This is a genomic window from Streptomyces sp. NBC_00322 (assembly GCF_036147535.1).
In the GTDB taxonomy this organism is placed as follows: Bacteria; Actinomycetota; Actinomycetes; order Streptomycetales; family Streptomycetaceae; genus Streptomyces.
The window spans coordinates 661280-681431 of record NZ_CP108019.1; the positions used below are offsets into that span (position 1 = coordinate 661280).

16 protein-coding genes and 1 pseudogene are annotated in these 20152 nt (G+C 67.8%); 13 read left to right on the plus strand and 4 right to left on the minus strand.

What is annotated here, in order from left to right; genetic code table 11:
- Nucleotides 1-13 precede the first annotated feature (13 nt).
- Complete coding sequence (qcrB, locus tag OG905_RS03035) at nt 14-1651, minus strand: cytochrome bc1 complex cytochrome b subunit (RefSeq protein ID WP_328682003.1); 1638 nt, start codon at nt 1649-1651, stop codon at nt 14-16.
- A 452-nt stretch (nt 1652-2103) separates the two neighbouring features.
- On the opposite strand from qcrB, the gene OG905_RS03040 reads away from it, so the two are divergent.
- Together OG905_RS03040 and OG905_RS03045 are read left to right on the plus strand one after the other, a co-directional pair.
- Nucleotides 2104-2751 carry a DUF6300 family protein gene (locus OG905_RS03040; protein ID WP_328666024.1) on the plus strand — a complete coding sequence of 216 codons (648 nt, stop codon included), beginning with the start codon at nt 2104-2106 and terminating at the stop codon, nt 2749-2751.
- A 323-nt stretch (nt 2752-3074) separates the two neighbouring features.
- Nucleotides 3075-4175: a mechanosensitive ion channel family protein gene (locus OG905_RS03045; protein ID WP_328666025.1), complete on the plus strand. Its 1101-nt coding sequence runs from the start codon at nt 3075-3077 to the stop codon at nt 4173-4175.
- A gap of 37 nt (nt 4176-4212) precedes the next feature.
- Here OG905_RS03045 and OG905_RS03050 read toward each other — a convergent pair whose 3' ends face one another.
- Nucleotides 4213-6021: a VanW family protein gene (locus OG905_RS03050; RefSeq protein ID WP_328666026.1), complete on the minus strand. Its 1809-nt coding sequence runs from the start codon at nt 6019-6021 to the stop codon at nt 4213-4215.
- Between the two features lie 493 nt (nt 6022-6514).
- Between OG905_RS03050 and OG905_RS03055 the strand changes: the two genes are divergently transcribed.
- Both OG905_RS03055 and OG905_RS03060 read left to right on the plus strand, forming a co-directional pair.
- On the plus strand, nt 6515-6811 hold the full coding sequence (locus OG905_RS03055) for a DUF3303 family protein (protein ID WP_328666027.1): 297 nt from the start codon (nt 6515-6517) through the stop codon (nt 6809-6811).
- A gap of 163 nt (nt 6812-6974) precedes the next feature.
- Nucleotides 6975-7970: an NAD(P)-dependent alcohol dehydrogenase gene (locus tag OG905_RS03060; protein WP_328666028.1), complete on the plus strand. Its 996-nt coding sequence runs from the start codon at nt 6975-6977 to the stop codon at nt 7968-7970.
- 356 nt (nt 7971-8326) lie between these two features.
- Here OG905_RS03060 and OG905_RS03065 read toward each other — a convergent pair whose 3' ends face one another.
- Complete coding sequence (locus tag OG905_RS03065) at nt 8327-9859, minus strand: S8 family peptidase (RefSeq protein ID WP_328666029.1); 1533 nt, start codon at nt 9857-9859, stop codon at nt 8327-8329.
- A gap of 691 nt (nt 9860-10550) precedes the next feature.
- Here OG905_RS03065 and OG905_RS03070 point away from each other — a divergent pair.
- The 7 genes and pseudogenes from OG905_RS03070 to OG905_RS03100 all read left to right on the plus strand — a co-directional run bounded on the left by OG905_RS03070 (nt 10551) and on the right by OG905_RS03100 (nt 16808).
- Complete coding sequence (locus OG905_RS03070) at nt 10551-10724, plus strand: hypothetical protein (protein ID WP_328666030.1); 174 nt, start codon at nt 10551-10553, stop codon at nt 10722-10724.
- A gap of 229 nt (nt 10725-10953) precedes the next feature.
- Nucleotides 10954-11898 (plus strand): ribose-phosphate diphosphokinase, encoded by a 945-nt coding sequence (locus OG905_RS03075; RefSeq protein WP_328666031.1) that lies wholly within the window; start codon nt 10954-10956, stop codon nt 11896-11898.
- Between the two features lie 119 nt (nt 11899-12017).
- Nucleotides 12018-12245 (plus strand): annotated as a pseudogene (locus tag OG905_RS03080) (histidine phosphatase family protein); the annotation flags it as partial.
- 131 nt (nt 12246-12376) lie between these two features.
- On the plus strand, nt 12377-12709 hold the full coding sequence (locus tag OG905_RS03085) for a hypothetical protein (protein ID WP_328666033.1): 333 nt from the start codon (nt 12377-12379) through the stop codon (nt 12707-12709).
- A 189-nt stretch (nt 12710-12898) separates the two neighbouring features.
- Entirely contained in the window at nt 12899-14269 is a 1371-nt protein-coding gene (locus OG905_RS03090; protein WP_328666034.1) for an NAD-binding protein, read from the plus strand.
- A gap of 388 nt (nt 14270-14657) precedes the next feature.
- Complete coding sequence (locus OG905_RS03095) at nt 14658-16103, plus strand: amino acid permease (RefSeq protein WP_328666035.1); 1446 nt, start codon at nt 14658-14660, stop codon at nt 16101-16103.
- An 87-nt stretch (nt 16104-16190) separates the two neighbouring features.
- Nucleotides 16191-16808, plus strand: a complete 618-nt coding sequence (locus tag OG905_RS03100) for an MBL fold metallo-hydrolase (protein ID WP_328666036.1) — start codon at nt 16191-16193, stop codon at nt 16806-16808.
- Between the two features lie 23 nt (nt 16809-16831).
- On the opposite strand, the gene OG905_RS03105 is transcribed toward OG905_RS03100, so the two are convergent.
- Nucleotides 16832-17287 carry an Lrp/AsnC family transcriptional regulator gene (locus tag OG905_RS03105; protein WP_328666037.1) on the minus strand — a complete coding sequence of 152 codons (456 nt, stop codon included), beginning with the start codon at nt 17285-17287 and terminating at the stop codon, nt 16832-16834.
- A 207-nt stretch (nt 17288-17494) separates the two neighbouring features.
- Between OG905_RS03105 and OG905_RS03110 the strand changes: the two genes are divergently transcribed.
- Both OG905_RS03110 and aspA read left to right on the plus strand, forming a co-directional pair.
- A complete protein-coding gene (locus OG905_RS03110; protein WP_328666038.1) occupies nt 17495-18517 on the plus strand; it encodes an asparaginase in 1023 nt (340 codons plus the stop codon).
- Nucleotides 18518-18627: 110 nt separating this feature from the next.
- On the plus strand, nt 18628-20076 hold the full coding sequence (aspA, locus tag OG905_RS03115; protein WP_328666039.1) for an aspartate ammonia-lyase: 1449 nt from the start codon (nt 18628-18630) through the stop codon (nt 20074-20076).
- The last annotated feature ends 76 nt before the right edge of the window (nt 20077-20152 follow it).

The window sequence follows — 20152 nt, forward strand, 5'->3', positions numbered from 1 at the left end:
AACAGGCGAAACCTCACTCCTGGCCTTCACCGAGTGGCTCAGGGGGAGCAGTGCGCTCCGCGATGGCGGACTTCTGCTCCTGCGTCGCCGGCAGATCGACACGGTCGCCGTAATACCAGCTGCTCAGAGTTGTTTTCAGGCGCAGCCGACGCGAGAGGGGGCCTTCCGCGGGCAGTTCCAGGGGCATCGGGACTTCTCGTACCAGGAGACGGTGGCGAGTGGCCTTGGTGATGCCGCGACGGCCCTCCTGTAGTCCGCCGTACGGAGACTGAGTCACCTGACCGGTCTCCTCCCCCTTTGTCAGCCGCCCCCGGTCGCGCATCTGAAGGGCGAGACAGAGGCGTTTGGCCACAGCGAATGCCACGAGGGGTGCGACCACCAGCGCGATCCGGAGGATCCACGTCATGGTGTTGACGGACACACGGAAGGAGAGGGCGATGACGTCGTTGCCCCCGGCTGTCAGAAGAACGGCGTAGAAGACGATCGCCGCCACGCCGAGTCCCGTGCGGGCCGGGCGGTTGCGTGGCCGATCGCACAGATGGTGTTCATTGCGGTCGCCCGTCACCCACTTCTCGAAGAACGGGTACAGGAACAGGACGGTGAACACGACGCCGGGCAACGCCACCGCAGGAATGAAAACATTCCACATGATCGTGTGTCCCGCGATGACGGTCTCCCAGGGCGGCATGAGCCGCATGGCGCCCTCCAGGAACCCGACATACCAGTCCGGCTGCGCATCACCGGAAACCTGGTCGGCACGGTAGGGACCGTAGTTCCACACGGGGTTGATCTGCGCGAGGGCGCCCATAAGGGTCAGGATGCCGAAGATCATGAGAAAGAAGCCGGTGGTCTTCGCGGTGAACTGAGGGAACATCGGCAGACCTACGGCATTTCTGTTGGTCCTGCCCTGAGCGGCCCAGTGAGTGTGTTTGAGATACACGATCAGGATGAGATGAGCGGTGATCAGGGCCACAAGGAGGCCCGGGACGAGGAGGACATGGACGATGTACAGGCGGGGGATGATGATTTTTCCCGGGAACTCCCCGCCGAAGACGAACATTTCCAGGTTCGTACCGACGAACGGGATGGATCCCACGATCGTGCCCGCTGTCCTGAGACCGGTCCCCGACAGCAGGTCGTCGGGCAGTGAGTAGCCCGCGAACCCTTCGAGGAGCGCGAGGACAAACAGCGATACGCCAACGATCCAATTGGCCTCTCGGGGCTTGCGGAAGGCGCCGGTGAACAGGATCCGCAGCATATGGACGGCAATGGCGGCGGGGAACACCAGCGCGGCCCAATGGTGGATCTGACGGATCAGCAGGCCTCCGCGCACGGCGAAGCTGATGTTGAGGGTGGTGGTGTACGCCTGCGTCATTCTCTCGCCGTGCAGGGGCGCGTAGGGACCGGTGTACGTGCTCTCCATCATGCTTGGATCGAAGAAGAGCGTGAGGTAGGTGCCGGTCAGGAGGAGCACCACGAAGGAGTACAGGGCAATTTCACCGAGCAGGAAGGACCAGTGGTCGGGATAGGCCTTGCGCAGCAATTGCCTGGCGAGCTCGGTGACGGGCAGCCGACCGTCCGCCGCGGTGAACCCGCGGATGGCCGCATCTTCGGCTTTGGCCTTCAATTGCGCCTTGCGCTGTTGGAGCATGCACCACTCTCCCGGCGTACCCGTGCCACGCATCCCGCTTGTGTTGGTACATGGGTAACACTCACTGCACGGAATCATTCGCGTCGACGCACGGGACTCACAGCCGGTTACAGCGGTTCTCCCGGTAGGGCCGCGCCCCAGGGCGCGCGTACCGGGACGGACGTGGGGTACTCAGTCCGGGTCGGCCAGAACCGCGACAAAATGCCCCCACGACGGCCGACCCAAGCGAGAAGAATCCGAGGGAGGGACAGTCCGATGACGGATGGTTCGTGTCTCCCCGGCGCTTTCCATCAGCCCTGCTGTCAACATCAATCGACAGGCATGAGCCTCGCACACGGGGGCTCGACCGCGGCCTGGGCTTCGACCTCCGGCTGCAGCAGAATGCGACGAGGTGGTTGACGCCGCAGGTCACGCGGGCTTTGGTAGGCGCAGGTGAGAGCAAGGAGGCCGGCGTGACCCAGGTGGAACTCGCAGAGAAGTTGCCGTCGTGTTCACGCTGCGGCGGGCCGCTGATCACCAGTGCCGTCATGCCGCAGGAGGACGCGGACGGCTTTCCGATCCACCTCGAACTGTGTTCTTCCTGCGATACCGAGAAACCGGCCGCCGCCGCGCTGCTGTCCTGGTTCGCCACCGGGGGCGGCCACGACATGTCACGCGTACACGAAGGCGCGGACCTGCTCATGGAGTGGACCAAGGAGGGCATGGCCGAACACGGCTGGTGCTGGTCCGCCCACGAACCGGACGAGGCGCCGGTCGAGCCAGAGGGCCCCACTCCGGCCGAGACGAACCTCCAGGTGCTCATGACCCAGGACATCCCCGGCAACATCGCTGACGTCGAACGCCTCCAGGAGATCCGCGACACCCTTCGCACCCAGCTCACCACCGCGACTCCGCAGGAACGCGCACGGCTCCAGGAGGTCATCCGGCGCTTTGGAGAAGCCACCGCGGAGGGCCTGGCCGCCCAGGACCCGACTGCCGCGGAGCTGCGCGACGAGGTCCCGCAGCCACCGGATCCATTGAGCCCGGAGGCTGAACAACGCCTGATGGACCTGCTCCGGCATCTCACGGAAGAGCCGCCACAACCCGACACGGACAGCTGACCTCGCAAGAGTCGTGCCGTCAGCTCGTGGAACACCGGCCTCGCGGCCCGTCAGAGGCGTCCGCAAGCCCCAACCCCGCTCGCTGAACCGCTGTCACATCGCCTGACGCCCCATTACGCGAAGCCGAGGCGGGCCCACGCGCGGCTCTGCCTGCGGTGTGCGGCAGGATGACAGGTCGCGCCGGGTCGGCTCCATACGTCCCGGCGCGACCGCACAACCACGCTCCCAGAATGCACAGGTGCCAAAGTGACGACACATCACATACGGATCCAAGCGGCAGCCACCGCCGCCGACCGTCTTCCCCGTGCAACTGGAGGGACGCGGTGACCCGGGACCTCACCATGCACGACGTGATCGTCGCCGGAATCGCGGTGGCCGCAGGCATCGCGGCCGCCCTGGTGCTGCGGGTCATCCTGAAATGGCTCGGCGTACGGGCGGACAGAACCCGTTGGGGCGGCGACGACATCCTCGTCCACGCCCTGCGCGCACTGGCCCCCTGGGCCGCGATCACCGGCGGCGCGGCCGTCGCGGCGTCGGTGCTTCCGCTGAACGGCGGGGTCCAGCGCAACGTCACCATGACGCTCACCGCCGTGCTCATCATGGCCGCGACCCTCACGGCCGCGAGGATCGTCGCCGGGCTCGTGCAGGCTCTGGCGCAGTCCAAGACCGGTGTCGCCGGGTCGGCCACGATATTCGTGAACATCACGCGCGTCCTGGTGCTGGCCATGGGTTTCCTTGTCGTACTGGAGACCCTGGGCGTCTCGATCGCCCCGTTGCTCACCGCGCTGGGTGTAGGGGGTCTGGCAGTCGCCCTGGCCTTGCAGGACACTCTGGCCAACCTCTTCGCGGGTGTGCACATCCTTGCTTCCAGAACGGTGCAGCCCGGTGACTACATCCGGCTCAGCAGCGGCGAGGAGGGCTACGTCGTCGACATCAACTGGCGCAACACCGTGGTGCGCCAGCTCTCCAACAACCTGGTGATCATCCCCAACACGAAGCTGTCCGGCACCAACATGACCAACTTCCACAGGCCGGACCAGGAGATGACACTGAACGTCCAGGTGGGCGTCGGTTACGAGAGCGACCTGGACCATGTCGAGCAGGTCACCATGGAGGTCGTCGAGAGCGTGATGGCGGACATCGACGGTGGTCTGCCCGACCATGAAGCGCTCGTTCGTTTCCACACGTTCGGCGACTCCAGAATCAGCTTTACGGTGATCCTGGGGGTCGGCGAGTTCAGTGACCAGTACCGGATCAAGCACGAGTTCATCAAGCGTCTGCACCGGCGCTACCGTGCCGAGGGCATCAGCGTTCCCGCTCCGACACGCACCATTGCCCTGCAGCAGGGCGAGTTGCCGATTCCCCACCAGCGCTTCACCACGGAGCCGATGACCGCACCGACGCACGGAGCCCCGCCCGTGTAGGGCGAGCTCGACCTGCGGCGCAGCTGTCGGTTTCGAATCAGCCGAGGGGGGCGCTGTCGCTTGTCGCCGTCGCGGGCGCTGCGTCCGACCCGCCCGGCGCCGCCGTTGGGGTCGGGGCCGATTTCTCCGGGGTGCACGTGACCTTGTCGCGCGGTGTGTAGTGGGTGTCGAAGTCTTCGCGCTTGACTTCCCGGCCGTCCTGCACGAAGACGCGGCCGACGGAAACGTCGAACCCTTCGAGTGGGGTCTGGACTTCGCACTCCGGGCCGCTGCCCGTGCGCGTGGCCGGTGGCTTGATGTTCGTGCGCGGCCCCTTGGTCGCACGTATCTCGTCGTACTTCTTCGTGCCCAGGAAGGTGATGGTCACCGACGTGTCAGTGGATTCGGCCTTGATGTAGAGGGCGTGACCGGAATCGTTGATCCAGCGGAGGTCGAGGGTGCCCCACGCGACCGTGGCCTCGCGGCCCTCGGGGTAGCGCTCGATGTAGAAGGAGTGGGCGCCGTACTCCAGTGGCTTGACGCCCGCGAAGAACATGGCGTTGAACATGGTGGTGGCGACTGCGGAGACGCCGCCGCCGGGCGACTTCACATACTGACCGTTGTTGATCATGATGCCGTCGACGAAGCCGTTCTCCTTCGAGCGCTCGCCGACCGTTCGGTTGAAGCTCCACTCCTGTCCGGGGAGGACAACAGAGCCGTTGATGAGTTCCACCGCGCGGCCGATGTTGGTGCTGCGGTAGGGCGCGCGCGGGAAGGCGACGGTGAAGGAGGAGACCTTCTCCTTGATGCCGAGCCGCTGTGCCGATGCGCTCGTGAACCGCGGCTGGAGCGTTGAGGAGGCTATCTCGCCGGTGCGGGCTTGGCCGGAGCGGGTCAGCAGGGGCACCACGGCCTCGCCGAGTGCCTTCGCGGTGACGTGGCGCCCCACGCCGCTTTCCTGGGCCACCACGACGCGGTCGTCGCGGTCGAGGTTGAGCACGGCATCCTGCGGGCCCTGGGAGGCGTCCCGCACCGGGCGGGAGACAGCGGGGTCGGTGAGCAGACCCTTGGAGTCGAGGGCCGGCACGAGGCGGTTTGCGCTGTCGGGCTTCATCGTCAGATGCCTGCCGAGCGCGGCGGGGCCGATGGGTATGCGCTTGTCGGCGAGGGTCAGCGTGACGGGGGCGGACATGGCGGGCTGCGCGAACTCCTTCATGGCCCGCTCGGTCTCGTGGGGGCCGATGCGAGGCTGCGTCTGCCTCACCGGCATCACGACGGGGGCGGCATGCGGCGTGCGGAGGTAGCCGTCGCGGACGGTGTCCAGGGCCTTGTCTTCGATCACGGCGACGCCGGTGACCGGAGCGATGGCCTTCGCTCCGCCCTTCTCGAACGATATGGCCCCATCCCGCATCTGCCGCTCGGCGGCCGCGGCGATACGGTCGATTGCCGCCCGGCTCTTGTGCTCGTCCACGCGTACCACCGGCTCGACGTCCCGGCTGCTACTGGAGGCGAAGAGCCTGCCGATCGCCGTCGCCGGGCCGGATCCTGCGCTCGCGGCGCGGTCGGCGGTCGCTGCGGTGTCGAGGGACAGCCCGAGCGCGCCGGGATCGGCCTTCTCGATACGGTCACCGACCTTCAGCGCGACCGGTGCCGCCAAGAGCGGACCGAGCTTTCGGTCCAGGACCCGCTGTGCCTCCGCCCTGCCCATTCCGCCGATGTCGACACCGCGCACGCTTGTGCCCTCGGCGATGTCGTCGCCGGCCACGAGCCCAGTGACATAGAGGCCACCCAGTCCGAGCACGACAGCCCCACCTGCGACGGGCAGAGCCATCCGCCAGTTGACGGTTCTGCTGCGTACGCGTCCCATGTGTCTCCCTGTAGCGCCGACGGGCCGGAAAGGTGCGTTTGGCCAGCCGGAGCCAGACCTGCACAAGCGAATTCGCCCAGATTAGTTCAGAAAATGGGCGAAATCGGAAGAATGTAATGTCCGTCACGATCGAGAAGGTCCCCGCTTCGAACTACTTAACGTGAGGAGTTCGGAGCATTCAGTCAAGCCCCCATGCGCCACGCGCGGCTCAGGGACGTGCCACCGGCCACCGACAAGCTCCAGTCGGCTCCGGCCGGGACGCGGCTGACGCCCTGCCCTGGGCGGCGGTCAGTCACCGTCCGCCCGCGCGCGCAGCTGTCCCGACCGTGGCTGACGGGCAGGAAGCGAGTGCACCGGGTTTCTGCGGCAGCACGGACGGAGGATGAGATGTTGCTGCCCCCATCACAGGGGGCGAGGCTGAGCGGGACGCCACCAGGCTCAGCGAGCGCGAACGTGATCGCGCCGGTCGTGGTGGACGAAAGGAGCACGTGCGATGAGGGTCATACTGAGAGCGCACCTGGACACCCAGCTGTCGAATGAGGCGCTCAAGAACGGCACACTGCTGAAGATCATGCAGTCGATGTCGGATCGGCTCAAGCCCGAGGCGGCCTACTTCGGCCCCAGCGAGGGCGGGCGGTCGTGCACCTTCGTCTTCGACATGCAGGACAGTTCACAGCTGCCCACCATCGCTGAACCGCTCTTCGAGGGACTCGGCGCGAGGATCGAGATCCAGCCGGTGATGAACACCGAGGACCTGCAGAAGGGTCTTGCAGCCCTGCGGCAGGGCTGACCGCGTCTCGTCGGCCTCCGCCGCCATGGCTGCCTCGGCATACGTCACCTAGGGATGGTCCCCGATGTCCGGACCGAGGGCGTTCCTCTACGGTCGCGAGTAGTGCGGAGCTTTCTGGCCAGTCGGCCACTCCGTACCGAACTCACTCGTTACGGAGACCCCGATGAAGGCAATCGTCCAGGACCGGTACGGCTCACCTGACGTCCTGGAACTCATGGAGCTCGACACGCCGGTGCCCGCCGCCAAAGAGGTTCTCGTACGGGTACACGCGGCGGCGGTCAACGCGCGCGACTGGCACGTCATGCGCGGCGACCCGTACGTCGCGCGGCTGATGCTCCCCTCCGTATTCGGGTTCAGCGGGCCCAAGAGGCGAATCCGAGGCAGGGACTTCGCGGGTCGGGTGGAAGCGGTCGGCGCAGAGGTGACACGGTTCCGTCCTGGCGACGAGGTGTACGGCGACCTCGGCAACGCCGACGGAGCATTTGCCGAGTACGTGTGCGCCCCGGACGAGACGGTGGAGCCGAAACCGGCCAACCTGACCTTCGAGCAGGCAGCTGCGATGCCGCTGGCGGGCAACACCGCCCTCATGGGCCTGCGCGACGTCGGGCGCGTACAACCGGGACAACACGTCCTGATCAACGGTGCGTCAGGCGGCGTGGGAACGTTCGCCGTACAGATCGCCAAGTCGTTCGGCACGGAAGTGACCGCCGTGTGCAGCACCAGAAACGTGGACCTGGTCCGGTCGCTCGGCGCGGACCACGTCATCGACTACACCCAGGAGGACTTCGCCCGGGGCGGGCGGCGGTACGACGTCGTGTTCGACCTGGTGGGCAACCGTTCACTGACCGAATACCGACGCACGCTGACACCCGGGGGCACGCTCGTCATGTCCGGCGGAGGCGTGTCCGGCGGAGGCAGTCCTGTCGGGCCGATGGGTCTCCTCATCAGGGGGCAGGCGCTGTCACCCTTCGTCCGCCATCGGCTGCTCGCACTCACTGAGTCGCCGGGGAAGGAGAACCTGGCGTTGCTGAGGGAGCTCGCCGAGTCCGGAAAGGTCACCCCGGTCATCGACCGGACGTACCCGTTGAGCCAGGTACCCGAGGCCATCCGGTACCTCGAAGTGAAGCACGCGCGCGCCAAGGTGGTCATCACCGTGTGAGGCGATGGAGTAGGCGTGCCGCATCACCCGGGGGTCGGCCTCGCTGTGGCCGGCCGGGGTGTAGGCCCAGGCTCCTCCGGCGGTACGGCGTCGGTGGGCTCCGCCTGCGCGGCGGGCGCGGTCAGGGAGACGGCGAGGACGGTGGCGAACGCGACGAAGACAGTGCCGCGTTGACGTGTGCGTCGGATACTAACGATCAATTCAACGGCCGATAGAGCGACCGGTCACACCCGCGAGGTCCGGTGATTCAAAATCGGCGCGCCTGATCCGCGGATGCCCGCTTCGAGGGTGCCGGCCGCATTCAGGCCGACGCCCTGAGGCCTGCCGGTGCGGCAGGCCTCAGGGCGCGCGGTGGGTCAGTGCTGTGTGACGGCGTCGAGCGCGTTGACGATGCCGTAACCGTAGAAGCCGTTGACCCGCTTGGAGCCCTTGCAGGTCGAGTCTTCGATGCCGTTGCCGTCGGGGTCGTACAGGCCCGTCGGGCAACCCGGGTTGTCCGCCTGGGCCTTGAGCAGCGTCTGCAGAGCCAGCGGGCCGGCCCACGGGTGGGTGCTCTTGAGGAGCGCCGCGACGCCGGCCACGTGCGGGCCTGCCATCGAGGTGCCCTGGAGGAAGGCGTATCCGTTGTTGGGCATGGTGGCCAGGATTCGCCCGTTCTTCGACGGGGTGTCCGGAATCTGGTACTTGTCGCCGCCCGGGGCCGCGACGTCGACGACGCCGAGTCCGTAGCTCGAGTAGTACGACTTCAGGTTCTGCACGCCGGTCGCGGAGACCGTGACGACACCCGGCAGCTGGGTCGGGATGTCGAAGCACTCGTGCGGGTCGATGGTCCGCGGGACCGGGGTGGTGTCGTCGGGGCTGGAGTCGTCGACGATCGCGTCGGAGTCCAGGTCGTCGTTGGAGTTACCCGCGGACGCGACGTGCAGCGTGCCCTTGCTCTGCGCGTACAGGGAGGCCCGGTTGACCGCGTCGACGATGGCCTTCTGGTCCGGGTCGTCCATGCAGTTGTAGAGCCACGGGTCGATGTAGTAGCTGTTGTTGGTTATCTCGACACCGTGGTCGGCAGCGAAGACGAACGCACAGACCACGCTCTCCGGGAAGAAGAGGCTGGTCGTCGGGTCGCTCACCTTGATCGAGGCGACCTTGACGCCCGGGGCAACACCGGCCACGCCGATGCCGTTACGGGCGGCGGCTATCTCACCCGCGACGTGCGTGCCGTGGTAGTCGTTCGCGGGGTCGTACGGACGCCAGGCGCCCTCGCTCGTGTCCGCGACGCCGCCCACGCAGTTGGCGGACTGGCTCTTGGAGAAGTTCGCGGCGAGGTCGGGGTGGGTGTCGTCGACGCCGGTGTCGATCACGGCGACGGTGACCTTCGGGCTGCCCGGGTTGATCTTGGCGGCCTTGTCCGCGCCGATGGCGCGCAGGTCCCACTGGTCGGCCTCGAGCGGCTCGGCACCATCGGTGGAGGCCGTACCGGCCTGCGCCTTGGCGCTGTCCACGTACTCCGGGGCGCCGATCTCGGTGGTGCTCGCAGGGGCGAGTGCGGCGGTACGCGTGGCACCCGCGCTCTGTACGCCCTTCACCGTGCGCATCTGCTTGGCGAAGTCGGGGTTCGTCGAGTGGACGACGATGACGCCGATCTTCTCGTGGGTGATGACAATGGTGCCGCCGGCCGCGGCTATGGCCTTCTCAACGGCCTTGATGGTGCCGAGGTTCGCCTTGGTGTTGACCACGTACGAGAGCTTGGGGCCCTCCGTGGCCGCCGTGGCAGGGGTGTCCTGAACGGCGGCCTGGGCGGTGCCCGGCAGAAAGCCGAGCGACGCGGTCAGCGCCAGACCGGCCGGCACCGCGAGGGCGGCGCGCAGGCGTCTGGAGCGCAGCTGAGCCATGAAGTACTCCACATCATGAGTGGGGCCGCCCGAAGCGTGTACGCAGGGGCGGGGGTACGTGACGAAGAAAGCTAGCGTCGATCAACTGTGCGTATCAATGGCCAGCGACAACAGGTTTCTTCGTCTACTCCCGCCTCACCCGTAGACATTGCGCCCACGGTCTGATGCCGGAGCCCCCGTCTCTCGTCGGCCCGTCGCGCGCGGACCCGGTTCACGTCCTCGTCGGACGGGTCGATTTCGAGGTATATGGGGAGGTTTTGATGCAGACCCAACGCCCGCGCGTGGCAAGGAGGTGCGATCACCCAGGCCAACTGCCATGCGTGGGAGTCCCGTCCGGTGCGTACGGCATGGCCGACGGTCGGGGCCAGTACGGTGTGCTCGCCCGCGAACCACCGCGTACGGAGTCGGGCGACTCCCCCGCCTCTGCGCCGACCAGCTCGCCGCCGAACCCGAGGCCGCTGCAGGTCGCCCGCATCGGCGGATGCCGAACGGGCCACGCTGATGGTCCCCCCGAGAGAGCGCCGCACTGCCCGTCGGGGAGTGTGCGGGGGTGGCCGCGCTCCCCGGATCCTCTGTCGCGGTTGGCGCCGGTACGGGGCGAGGCCGACACCTGTCCGAAATGCACTCTTCGTGCCCGCATGAAAGCCTGGTAGCGGCCCATCGTCCGACATCCGCGCCAGGAGGCACGATCATGGGCAAGAAACAGAGTCGGCAGAACCGCGGCGCCCGCAGCGGCGGCCATGAGCGCAGCACCGTCGTGCAGGCGAAGGAACAGCAGCCGAATACCTCGGCCGCCCGTGATCCGGAGCACCGGATCTCGGAACCGGTCTCCCGTAAGCATCAGCGGAAGTTCGGCCACAACTGATCCTTCGTGCAGCGTCGGGCCGCCGACCGCGCAGTCGGCGATCGTCCCCGGTGAAGGCCCTGGAAGTACGGTTTCCGGGCCGGCCGGGGATCAGCTCTGCCCCGGCACGGGTCGAGGAACCCGCGGGCGGCATCTCGGCGGATGCTGGGATTCGGCATCGCTGCTCCCCGGGTGTCAGGGCCAGTAGCCTGTCCGTGGCATCCCGACTCGATCACGCCAGGAGCAGTTCGTGCGAGACATCGCCGTATTCAGCGGTAGCGCCCATCCCGAGCTGGCAGCCGAGGTCTGTGCCCATCTGGGTGTACCGCTCAGTCCCGCGCGGGTCAGCCGGTTCGCGAATGACTGCCTCGAGGTCCAGTTGCAGGCCAACTGCCGTGAGCGGGACGTCTTTCTGATCCAGCCGCTGGTCACTCCCGTACAGGAGAACCTCGTTGAGCTGCTGCTGATGTGCGACGCTGCCCGCGGGGCATCAGCGAGTCGCGTCACCGTGGTGATGTCGCACTATGCCTATGCGCGTTCGGACAAGAAGGACGCGCCGAGAATCTCGATCGGCGGGCGGCTGGTGGCTGATCTGCTGGTGTCTTCGGGCGCCGACCGTGTCCTGGCGCTGACGTTGCATTCGCCGCAGGTGCACGGCTTCTTCTCCGTGCCCGTGGATCACCTCCACGCACTGCGTGAGCTGGCCGAGCACTTTCGCGGCTACGACCTGTCGAACACGACAGTCGTCTCGCCGGATCTGGGTAACGCCAAAGAGGCGGCTGCCTTCGCGCGGCTGCTGGGGGCGAAGGTGGCGGCCGGGGCCAAGCAGCGCTTCGCGGATGACCGGGTGAGCATCAGCACGGTCATCGGGGACGTTGCCGACCGTGATGTGATCGTGCTCGACGACGAGATCGCGAAGGGCAGCACTGTCGTCGAACTCCTCGACCGGCTGAGGGAGTTGGGAGCCCGGTCGATCCGGGTCGCCTGCACCCATGGTTTGTTCGCCGCCGGCGCACTCAAGCGTCTGTCCGATCAGCCCGACGTGCTGGAGATCGTCTGTACGAACACAGTGCCCATCCCGGCCGGGCACCGCACGGACAAGCTGACGGTCCTGTCGATCGCACCGGCGCTGGCCGAGGCCATGCGGCGCATCCACAACGGCGAGTCGGTGAGCGCGCTGTTCGATGCCCCGTGACGGCTGGAGGCCAGTGCCGCCGCTGCCCGCTGCTTTCGTCGGTCGGCGGAACCACACGGCGCTCGTCAACGTCCGTCCAAGCGTTCGCAAGATCATGAACGCTGACGCAGGACTCGCCCATGACTGGAACAGCTGCCCGCTACCTCTACCTCGCTCGGCACGGTGAGGCTTCACCGGATGAGAGCAGGCTGACGGACAACGGCCACCGACAAGCCGTACTGCTTGGGGAGCGACTTCAGCGCAGCCCTCTCTCTGCTGTCCACCACGGCCCGCTCCCACGAGCGGAGAAGACTTCCCGCCCGACCTCTCCATCTGAGGGCAGTGATCCACCAGTCGCACTGAGCCCGGCGAACCTAGGGACAAGCCGTGTTGTGAAGAGATGATGCATGAGGGCATTCGGGTGGTAGGCAAGCACCGGTGCAACTGAACCAGCGCACCGAGCCTCCTGGCAGTCAGAGACGCAACCCAGGAGGCCCCTATGTACGCGTGGCAGGTTTCTGCTCTTCCGTCAGCGCCGCAGCAGTCGGAGATCGACCCCTATCGCTTCCCGGGCGCCCGGGACATCGATACACACTCCGCTCTCACGGCGTCGGACAGCTCGGACGATTTCCTCCTCCCGGCCCCTGACCCGAAGCAGCGGATTCCCTTCGCACTTCCCGCCGCCGACAAGCGCCGCCTGGCGGTGCACACCGTCCTGACCACCAAAGGCGTCGCACCCATGCCCGGCGACCTCGATGCCATCAAGGCCCTGTGCATGCTGGACGACACAACACTCACCACCGTCCTGCGATGGATCACCAGCCCCGGCTAGAACGCTGTTCGCGACTGGCGGGTCCGCCAGTCGCGAATCGCGAATGCACGAAGCGATCGACGTGTGCCCTTTCGGCCTTGTGCAGTCGTACAGCCAATGGCTCCCCCGTCTCAGACACAGGGACGAGCACATACGCGGACCACGCCCCTAGAGTTCTCACCACCTGAGAGGCGAGGGAGTGCATACGCGATGCCCGAGGACGCAGCGCCACAGCAGTACTTCGTGGTGATCGGAAGCGACATGGCGCGCAGAGTCTGCGGTCTGCTGCAGTCGGCCGGGCACCTCGTGCGCCACCTCGACCGTCCCACGGACGAGGATCTGCGCCGGGCGCTGCGTCGCGAGGTGGCGGGCGTCGCGGTGCTGCTCGACGACGACGTCGAGTCGTTGCGCTACGCACTCGCCGTCGAGCACATCCGCCCCAGCATCAAGCTGGTCGTGACGGTCTTCGACCGGACGGTCGGCGAGCAACTCCTGCGCGTACTCCCGAACTGCCAGGTCACCTCGCCGGCCGATATCGCCGCACCCGTGCTCCTGGCAGCCTGTCTCCAGCCGGGTCTGCTGAGCCTCAACCGGACACCCGCGGGCCACATAGGCGCCCGCTGGCAGGACGACGCCGTGCACGAGGAGCCGTGGCAGCCACCTCGCTCGCTGCGGTACCGGGCTCGGCTGGGCAGGGTCCGCGGGCAGCTGCGACCGCACGACGGCAGTTCGCGGATCATGCTGACGGGTCTGGCCGGGCTGCTCACGGTGCTGCTGGCCGACTGGGCCTGGGCCGTGGCCTTCCACCATCGCGCGCCGGTCCAGGCGCTGTTCGAAGCGGCGCGCACCGTGTCCGCCGTCGGCCCGGCAGCCGCCCACGGTTCGGACACCTATCTGGCGTTCTCCGCCGTCGCGATGCTTGTCACCATTGTCTTCACCGCGGTCTTCACCGCGGGCATGGTCGATCGTCTGCTGGGACCGCGCGCGGTCGGCATCGTGGGGTCCCGGGCCCTGCCGCGGGCGGGGCATGTGGTGGTCGTCGGGCTCGGGCAGGTCGGCCTGCGTCTGTGCACCCAGTTGCAGGCTCTGGGCATCGGCGTGATCGCGGTCGAGCGGAATCCGGCAGCGCCGAACCTGCGGCTGGCCAGGGCACTTGGTGTGCCCGTGGTCGTAGCCGATGCGACCGACCGGTTCGTGCTGAGCACGCTCGGTCTGCGGCAGGCGCAGGCACTGGCCGCCGTGGCCTCCGACGACCTGGACAACATCGCCGTATCGGTGACGGCCCTGGCAGTCGCGCCCGAGTTGCGTGTGGTCATGCGCGCGGGCGAGCACGAGGCCATCGCGGAGACCCGCTCCCTGTTCCGGATCGGCGACGTCCACGACCTCAACAGCCTGACCGCCGCGTATACCACCGCGAGTCTGAGTGGGCTGCGGCCGCGAGGCGTCGTGGCACACGGCAAGCAGTTGCTGGTGCAGTGCGGGGACGGGGCGTTCGTACCGTGGCCCGTGGCGGACCGCTGCGATCACCCGCAGGAGGGCGACGTCCGCGCGGAGATCGCCGCCGCGCATCTCCCGGGCTGACTCCGCCGCACCCCTACGACCGCGTTTGAGCATTTGTACGAACAAGGCTCCGTCGCGCGTGACATCTGTCCATGGTGACCCGGTCGCGTTCGCTCCTACCGTCTGCGTACCCCGATTCCGCGCGCCGGGTCACCCCCTGGCGTTCCATACCGTCACGTGTCCTCGCCCCCGGCGGCTCGCAGTACGCGAGCCCGACCCGCCGGGCGGCCGTCCTCACCGACACGTAGGCACGGGCAACGGCGAGCAGGCCGCGAACAAGCAGACCTGCTCCAGCGGATCGGCATTCCGGCCTCCCCCTGTGGTCGTACACACCGTCGTCCCACCCGTGCTCGGCATGTGGACGACCCACAGGCCGGTCTGACCCCCGTTCCCCCAGTAAGGACTGAGCATGAGCGCGCAACCCTCGAACACCGACGTGGCTTCGCCACCCCGTGAGAGCGGGCAGACGCCTTCCGCGGACGGCCTCCAGGCCGGGCTCAAGAACCGTCATCTGTCGATGATCGCGATCGGCGGTGTGATCGGCGCCGGCCTGTTCGTCGGTTCCGCCTCCGGCATCGCGGCCGCCGGCCCCGGCATCCTGGTCTCGTACGCCCTGGTCGGCGCGATGGTCGTCTTCGTCATGCGGATGCTCGGCGAGATGGCCGCGGCCCACCCCACCTCCGGCTCCTTCTCCGCCTACGCCGACCGGGCACTCGGCCGCTGGGCCGGCTTCTCCATCGGCTGGCTGTACTGGTTCTTCTGGGTCGTGGTCCTGGCCGTCGAGGCCACCGCCGGCGCGAAGATCCTCGAGGGATGGGTCCCGGCTGTCCCGCAGTGGGGCTGGGCCCTCATCGTCATGGTGGTGCTCACGGCGACCAACCTGGCCTCGGTCGGCTCCTACGGCGAGTTCGAGTTCTGGTTCGCCGGGATCAAGGTCGTCGCCATCGCCGCGTTCATCGTGATCGGCGGTCTCGCGGTGTTCGGTGTACTGCCCGGCTCCGGCCACGAAGCCGTGGGCCTGGCCAATCTGACCGGCCACGGTGGGTTCCTCCCCAACGGGCCCGGAGCGATCCTCACCGGCATCCTGATGGTCGTGTTCTCCTTCATGGGAAGCGAGATCGTCACCCTCGCCGCCGGCGAGTCCGAGGACCCACGACGCGCCGTCACCAAGGCCACCAACAGCGTGATCTGGCGGATCGGCGTCTTCTACCTCGGCTCGATCCTGATCGTGGTGTCCCTGCTCAAGTGGGACGATCCGGCGATCAAGGAGAGCGGCTCGTACGTGGCGGCGCTGGATGCGATCGGCATCCCGCACGCCGGCCAGATCATGAACGTCATCGTCCTCACCGCAGTGCTCTCCTGCCTCAACTCCGGCCTGTACACCGCCTCTCGTATGGCCTTCTCGCTCGGCGAGCGCGGCGACGCGCCCAAGGCGTTCGCCCGCACGAACAGCCGCGGTGTGCCTCAGGCCGCCATTCTGGGGTCGGTCGTCTTCGGCTTCGTCGCGGTGTTCTTCAACTACCAGTGGCCCGACACGGTGTTCCTGTTCCTGCTGAACTCCTCCGGTGCGGTGGCCCTGTTCGTCTGGCTGGTCATCTGCTTCACCCAGCTGAAGATGCGCGCCATCCTGCTGCGCGAGTCGCCGGACAAACTCGTCGTACGGATGTGGCTCTTCCCGTACCTGACGTGGGCGACGATCGCGATGATCTCGTTCGTCCTGGTCTACATGCTGACCGACGACGCCGGACGGGATCAGGTGATCCTCTCGCTACTGGTGGCGGCGCTGGTCGTGGCGATCTCGGTGGTCCGGGACCGACTGCGCGCGGACGCCAGGGACGCACTCACGAAGAGGTAGTTCGCCCGCTGCACCGCTCGGGCCGGTGCGGACCGGACCTGCCCGAGCGGTACGCAGACCGCGGTCGTCTGCCGGTAAGTTGATCAGATGCGTTTGACAAAGTACGGCCACGCCTGCGTGCGTCTCGAAGACGGCGACCGAGTGCTCGTGATCGACCCGGGCACCTTTTCCGAAATGGAATCACTGTCCGGCGCGACCGCCGTGCTCATCAGCCACGAGCACGACGATCACATCGACCTCGACAAACTCAAAGCGGCCCGCGAAAGCAACCCCGCGCTGACCGTCCACACCCATCCCGCGCTGGCCGCAGCCCTCGGCGAGGGCGTGACCGCCGTCGAACCGGGTGACGCCTTCACCGCTGCCGGCTTCACCGTGCGCGCCGTCGGCGGCGAGCACGCCGAGATCATCGACGGCCTGCCCGGCTGCCCCAACATCGGCTTCGTCGTCGACGGCATCTACCACCCGGGGGACTCACTGTTCGTCCCCGCAGAGGCGGTCGACACACTGCTGGTCCCGGCCGCCGGCCCGTGGCTGAAACTCCGCGAGGTCATCGAGTTCGTCCGAGCGGTCCGCCCCGCTCGCGCGTTCCCCATCCACGACGTCCAACTCAGCGAGGTCGGCCTGGACCACTTCGACCGATGGCTCGACGGGCAGGGCGGGGCCGACTACTCCCGTATCCCGCTGGGCGAGTCGGTCGATCTCTAGGGCCTGTCGCGGATCAGGGCGGCTCAGCCGTCCACCGGCAGACCGCGAGACTCCTTGATCCGCTTCATGATGATCTGCGAGTTGACCTCGGTGACGCCGGACAGCGAGGTCAGCTTCTCGATCCACAGCCGCTCGTACGCACGCAGGTCCTCGACCGCGATACGCAGCAGGCATCCGGGGCTGCCGAAGAGCCGGTACGCCTCGATGACGTCGGGAATGTCCTGAAGACCGGCCTCAAAGGCCTCGACCACCTCGCGGTCCCGCTTCACCTCGATGGAGACGAGGACTTCGAAGCTCCTGCCGACCGCCTCCGGGTCGATCACCGCGCGATAGCCCTGGATCACCCCGTCCTGCTCCAGTTGCCGGACGCGGCGCATGCAGGGTGAGGGGGTCAGCCCCACTCGTTGTGCCAGGTCCTGATTGCTCAGCCGCCCGTCCTTCTGAAGCTCGCGCAAGATATCTCGGTCGATCTCATCCATGGCGCAATTATTCACCATGCTCTAGGCGCATGGGGGCCAGAATTGGCGATCATATTGCGAGCCCAGGACTCTATCATTGCGTCCGACTGCTCCGGTATCCCCGGGTCAGCCATGGGGCGCAGCCCGGCCGGGGCCACGAGCCAAGCCGGGCCGCGTGCCCCGTCGGATTCGCCGCAGCACCGGCGGCACGAACGAGGAGAGGGCACTGTGGGACGCGTCGTCGTCATCAGCACCGGCGGGACGATAGCCAGCCGCTGGCAGGGTTCGGGATTCGCCGCCGCCGCGCACGGCGAGGAGGTGATGGCGACCGCCGCCGTGCCCGACGGTGTCACCGTCGAGGTCGTCGATCTGTTCAGCGTGAACAGCCCCCGCCTCACCACCGCCCACCAGCTCACCCTGCTCCGCACGGTGCACGAGGTGCTCGCCGACCCCGGCGTGGACGGCATCGTCGTCACCCACGGCACCGACACCCTGGAGGAGTCGGCGTTCCTGGTCGACCTCCACCACGACGACCCCCGCCCGGTCGTCTTCACCGGCGCCCAGCTTCCGCTCGACGCGGCGGACGGCGACGGACCCGACAACCTCCACGACGCGCTGCTGACCGCCGCGACGACGCGTGGCCTTGGGGTACTGGTCGCCTTCGACGGCAAGCTGCACTCCGCCCGCGGCACCGTCAAGACGCAGACACTCGCCGCCGACGCCTTCGCCGATCCGTCCGGTGTCCGCATCGGGAACATCGGCTTCGGCCGCGTCTCCGTCCTGCGCCACCCCCGGCGCCCTGCCGCGCTTGCCCTGCCCGGCATGCCGGACGCCCTGCCCCGCGTCGACATGGTGATGCACCACTGCGACGCCGACCCGCTCCTGCTGGACGCGGCCGTGAACGCGGGGGCCAAGGGAATCGTCCTGGTGGCCACCGGCGCCGGCAACGCCACCCCCGAGTTCGTCGAAGCCGTCGCCTCCGCGACCTCCCGCGGCGTGCTCGTCGCCCTGACCACCCGTGTCCAGGCCGGACCGGTCACCGAGATCTACACCCACGGCGGCGCGGTCGACCTCGTGGCCGCGGGCGCCGTCAAGACCGGCACGCTGCGGGCCGGCCAGGCCCGGATCGCCCTGCTCACCGCACTGCTGGCCGCCACCGACCCGCGTGAGCGGGAACGGGTGCTGCGCCACGCGCTCGGCGAGGCACTGTCCGCCGACTCCGACCCGCCTGCCGAGCTCGTCCCCGCATAGACCGGGGCCGCTCGGTCTTCTTCCCCCTCCCCCGGGCCGAGCGGCCCCCACCACGTCGAGCCTCATTCCCCTCCTCCCCGTACGCACCCGACAGGAGAGTCCGCACCTCCATGGCCACGCACGACCACGTCCACCCCGAGGTCCGCGCCGAGCACGATCTGCTCGGCGACCGGGACGTCCCCGCCGACGCCTACTACGGCATCCACACCCTGCGGGCCGTGGAGAACTTCCCCATCACCGGCATCCCCGTCTCGGCCTACCCGGACCTGGTGACCGCCCTCGCCTGCGTCAAGCAGGCAGCGGCCCTCGCCAACCGCGACCTCGGCATGCTGGAGGGCCGCAAGGCGGACGCGATCGTGAGCGCCTGCGAAGAGATCCGTGCCGGGAAGCTCCACGGCGAGTTCGTGGTCGACGTGATCCAGGGCGGCGCGGGCACCTCGACGAACATGAACGCCAACGAGGTCGTCGCCAACCGGGCCCTGGAGCTCCTCGGCCACCGCAGGGGCGAGTACGGCAACCTGCACCCGCTGGAGGACGTCAACGCGGGCCAGAGCACCAACGACGTCTACCCGACCGCCGTCAAGATCGCCCTCGACTTCACCGCTCAGCGTCTGCTGGACGCCATGGAGGTGCTCCGCCGCGCCTTCGCAGCGAAGGCGGAGGAGTTCGCGGACGTCCTGAAGATGGGCCGTACGCAGTTGCAGGACGCGGTGCCCATGACCCTGGGCCAGGAGTTCGCGACGTACGCCGTCATGCTGGGAGAGGACCACAAGCGGCTCACCGAGGCATGCGAGTTGATCCGCGAGATCAACCTGGGCGGCACCGCCATCGGCACCGGACTCAACGCCCACCCCGAGTACGCTGCACTGGCTTCCCGGCATCTGCGCACCATCACCGGACTTCCGCTGACGGTCGCGCACGACCTCGTCGAAGCCACCCAGGACGCCGGCGCGTTCGTCCAGCTGTCGGGAGTGCTGAAGCGGATCGCCGTCAAGCTCTCCAAGACGTGCAACGACCTTCGGCTGCTCTCCTGCGGACCGCGAGCAGGCTTCGCCGAGATCAATCTGCCGCCGGTGCAGGCCGGTTCCAGCATCATGCCGGGCAAGGTGAACCCTGTCGTCCCCGAGGTGGTCAACCAAATCGCGTTCGAGGTCATCGGCAACGACATGACGGTGACCATGGCCGCCGAGGCGGGCCAGCTCCAGCTGAACGCCTTCGAACCGGTCATCGCCCACAGCCTGCTGAAGAGTCTGACGCATCTGCGGGCCGGCTGTCTGACCCTCGCCGAGCGCTGTGTCACCGGCATCACCGCCAACCGGGAGCACCTCGCCGACCTGGTCGCCCAGTCCATCGGCCTGGCGACCGCGCTGAACCCGCACATCGGCTACGAGCAGGCCACCGCGGTCGCCCAGGAAGCGCTGCAGACCGGCCGCAGTGTTCATGAACTCGTCCTCGACAAGGGCCTGTTGACCAAGGACGAGCTTCAGTTCATCCTCCGGCCGGACAATCTCGCCCGTCCGCACCTCCAGGCCGCGGCGGCGGGCGCGATCGGCGGCTAGGTTCTGTCCGGTCGATCAGGCTGGATCAGTGAGCGGGGTCTGGTGCGTGCGATCGCAGGCCGGAGGATGGGGGTCC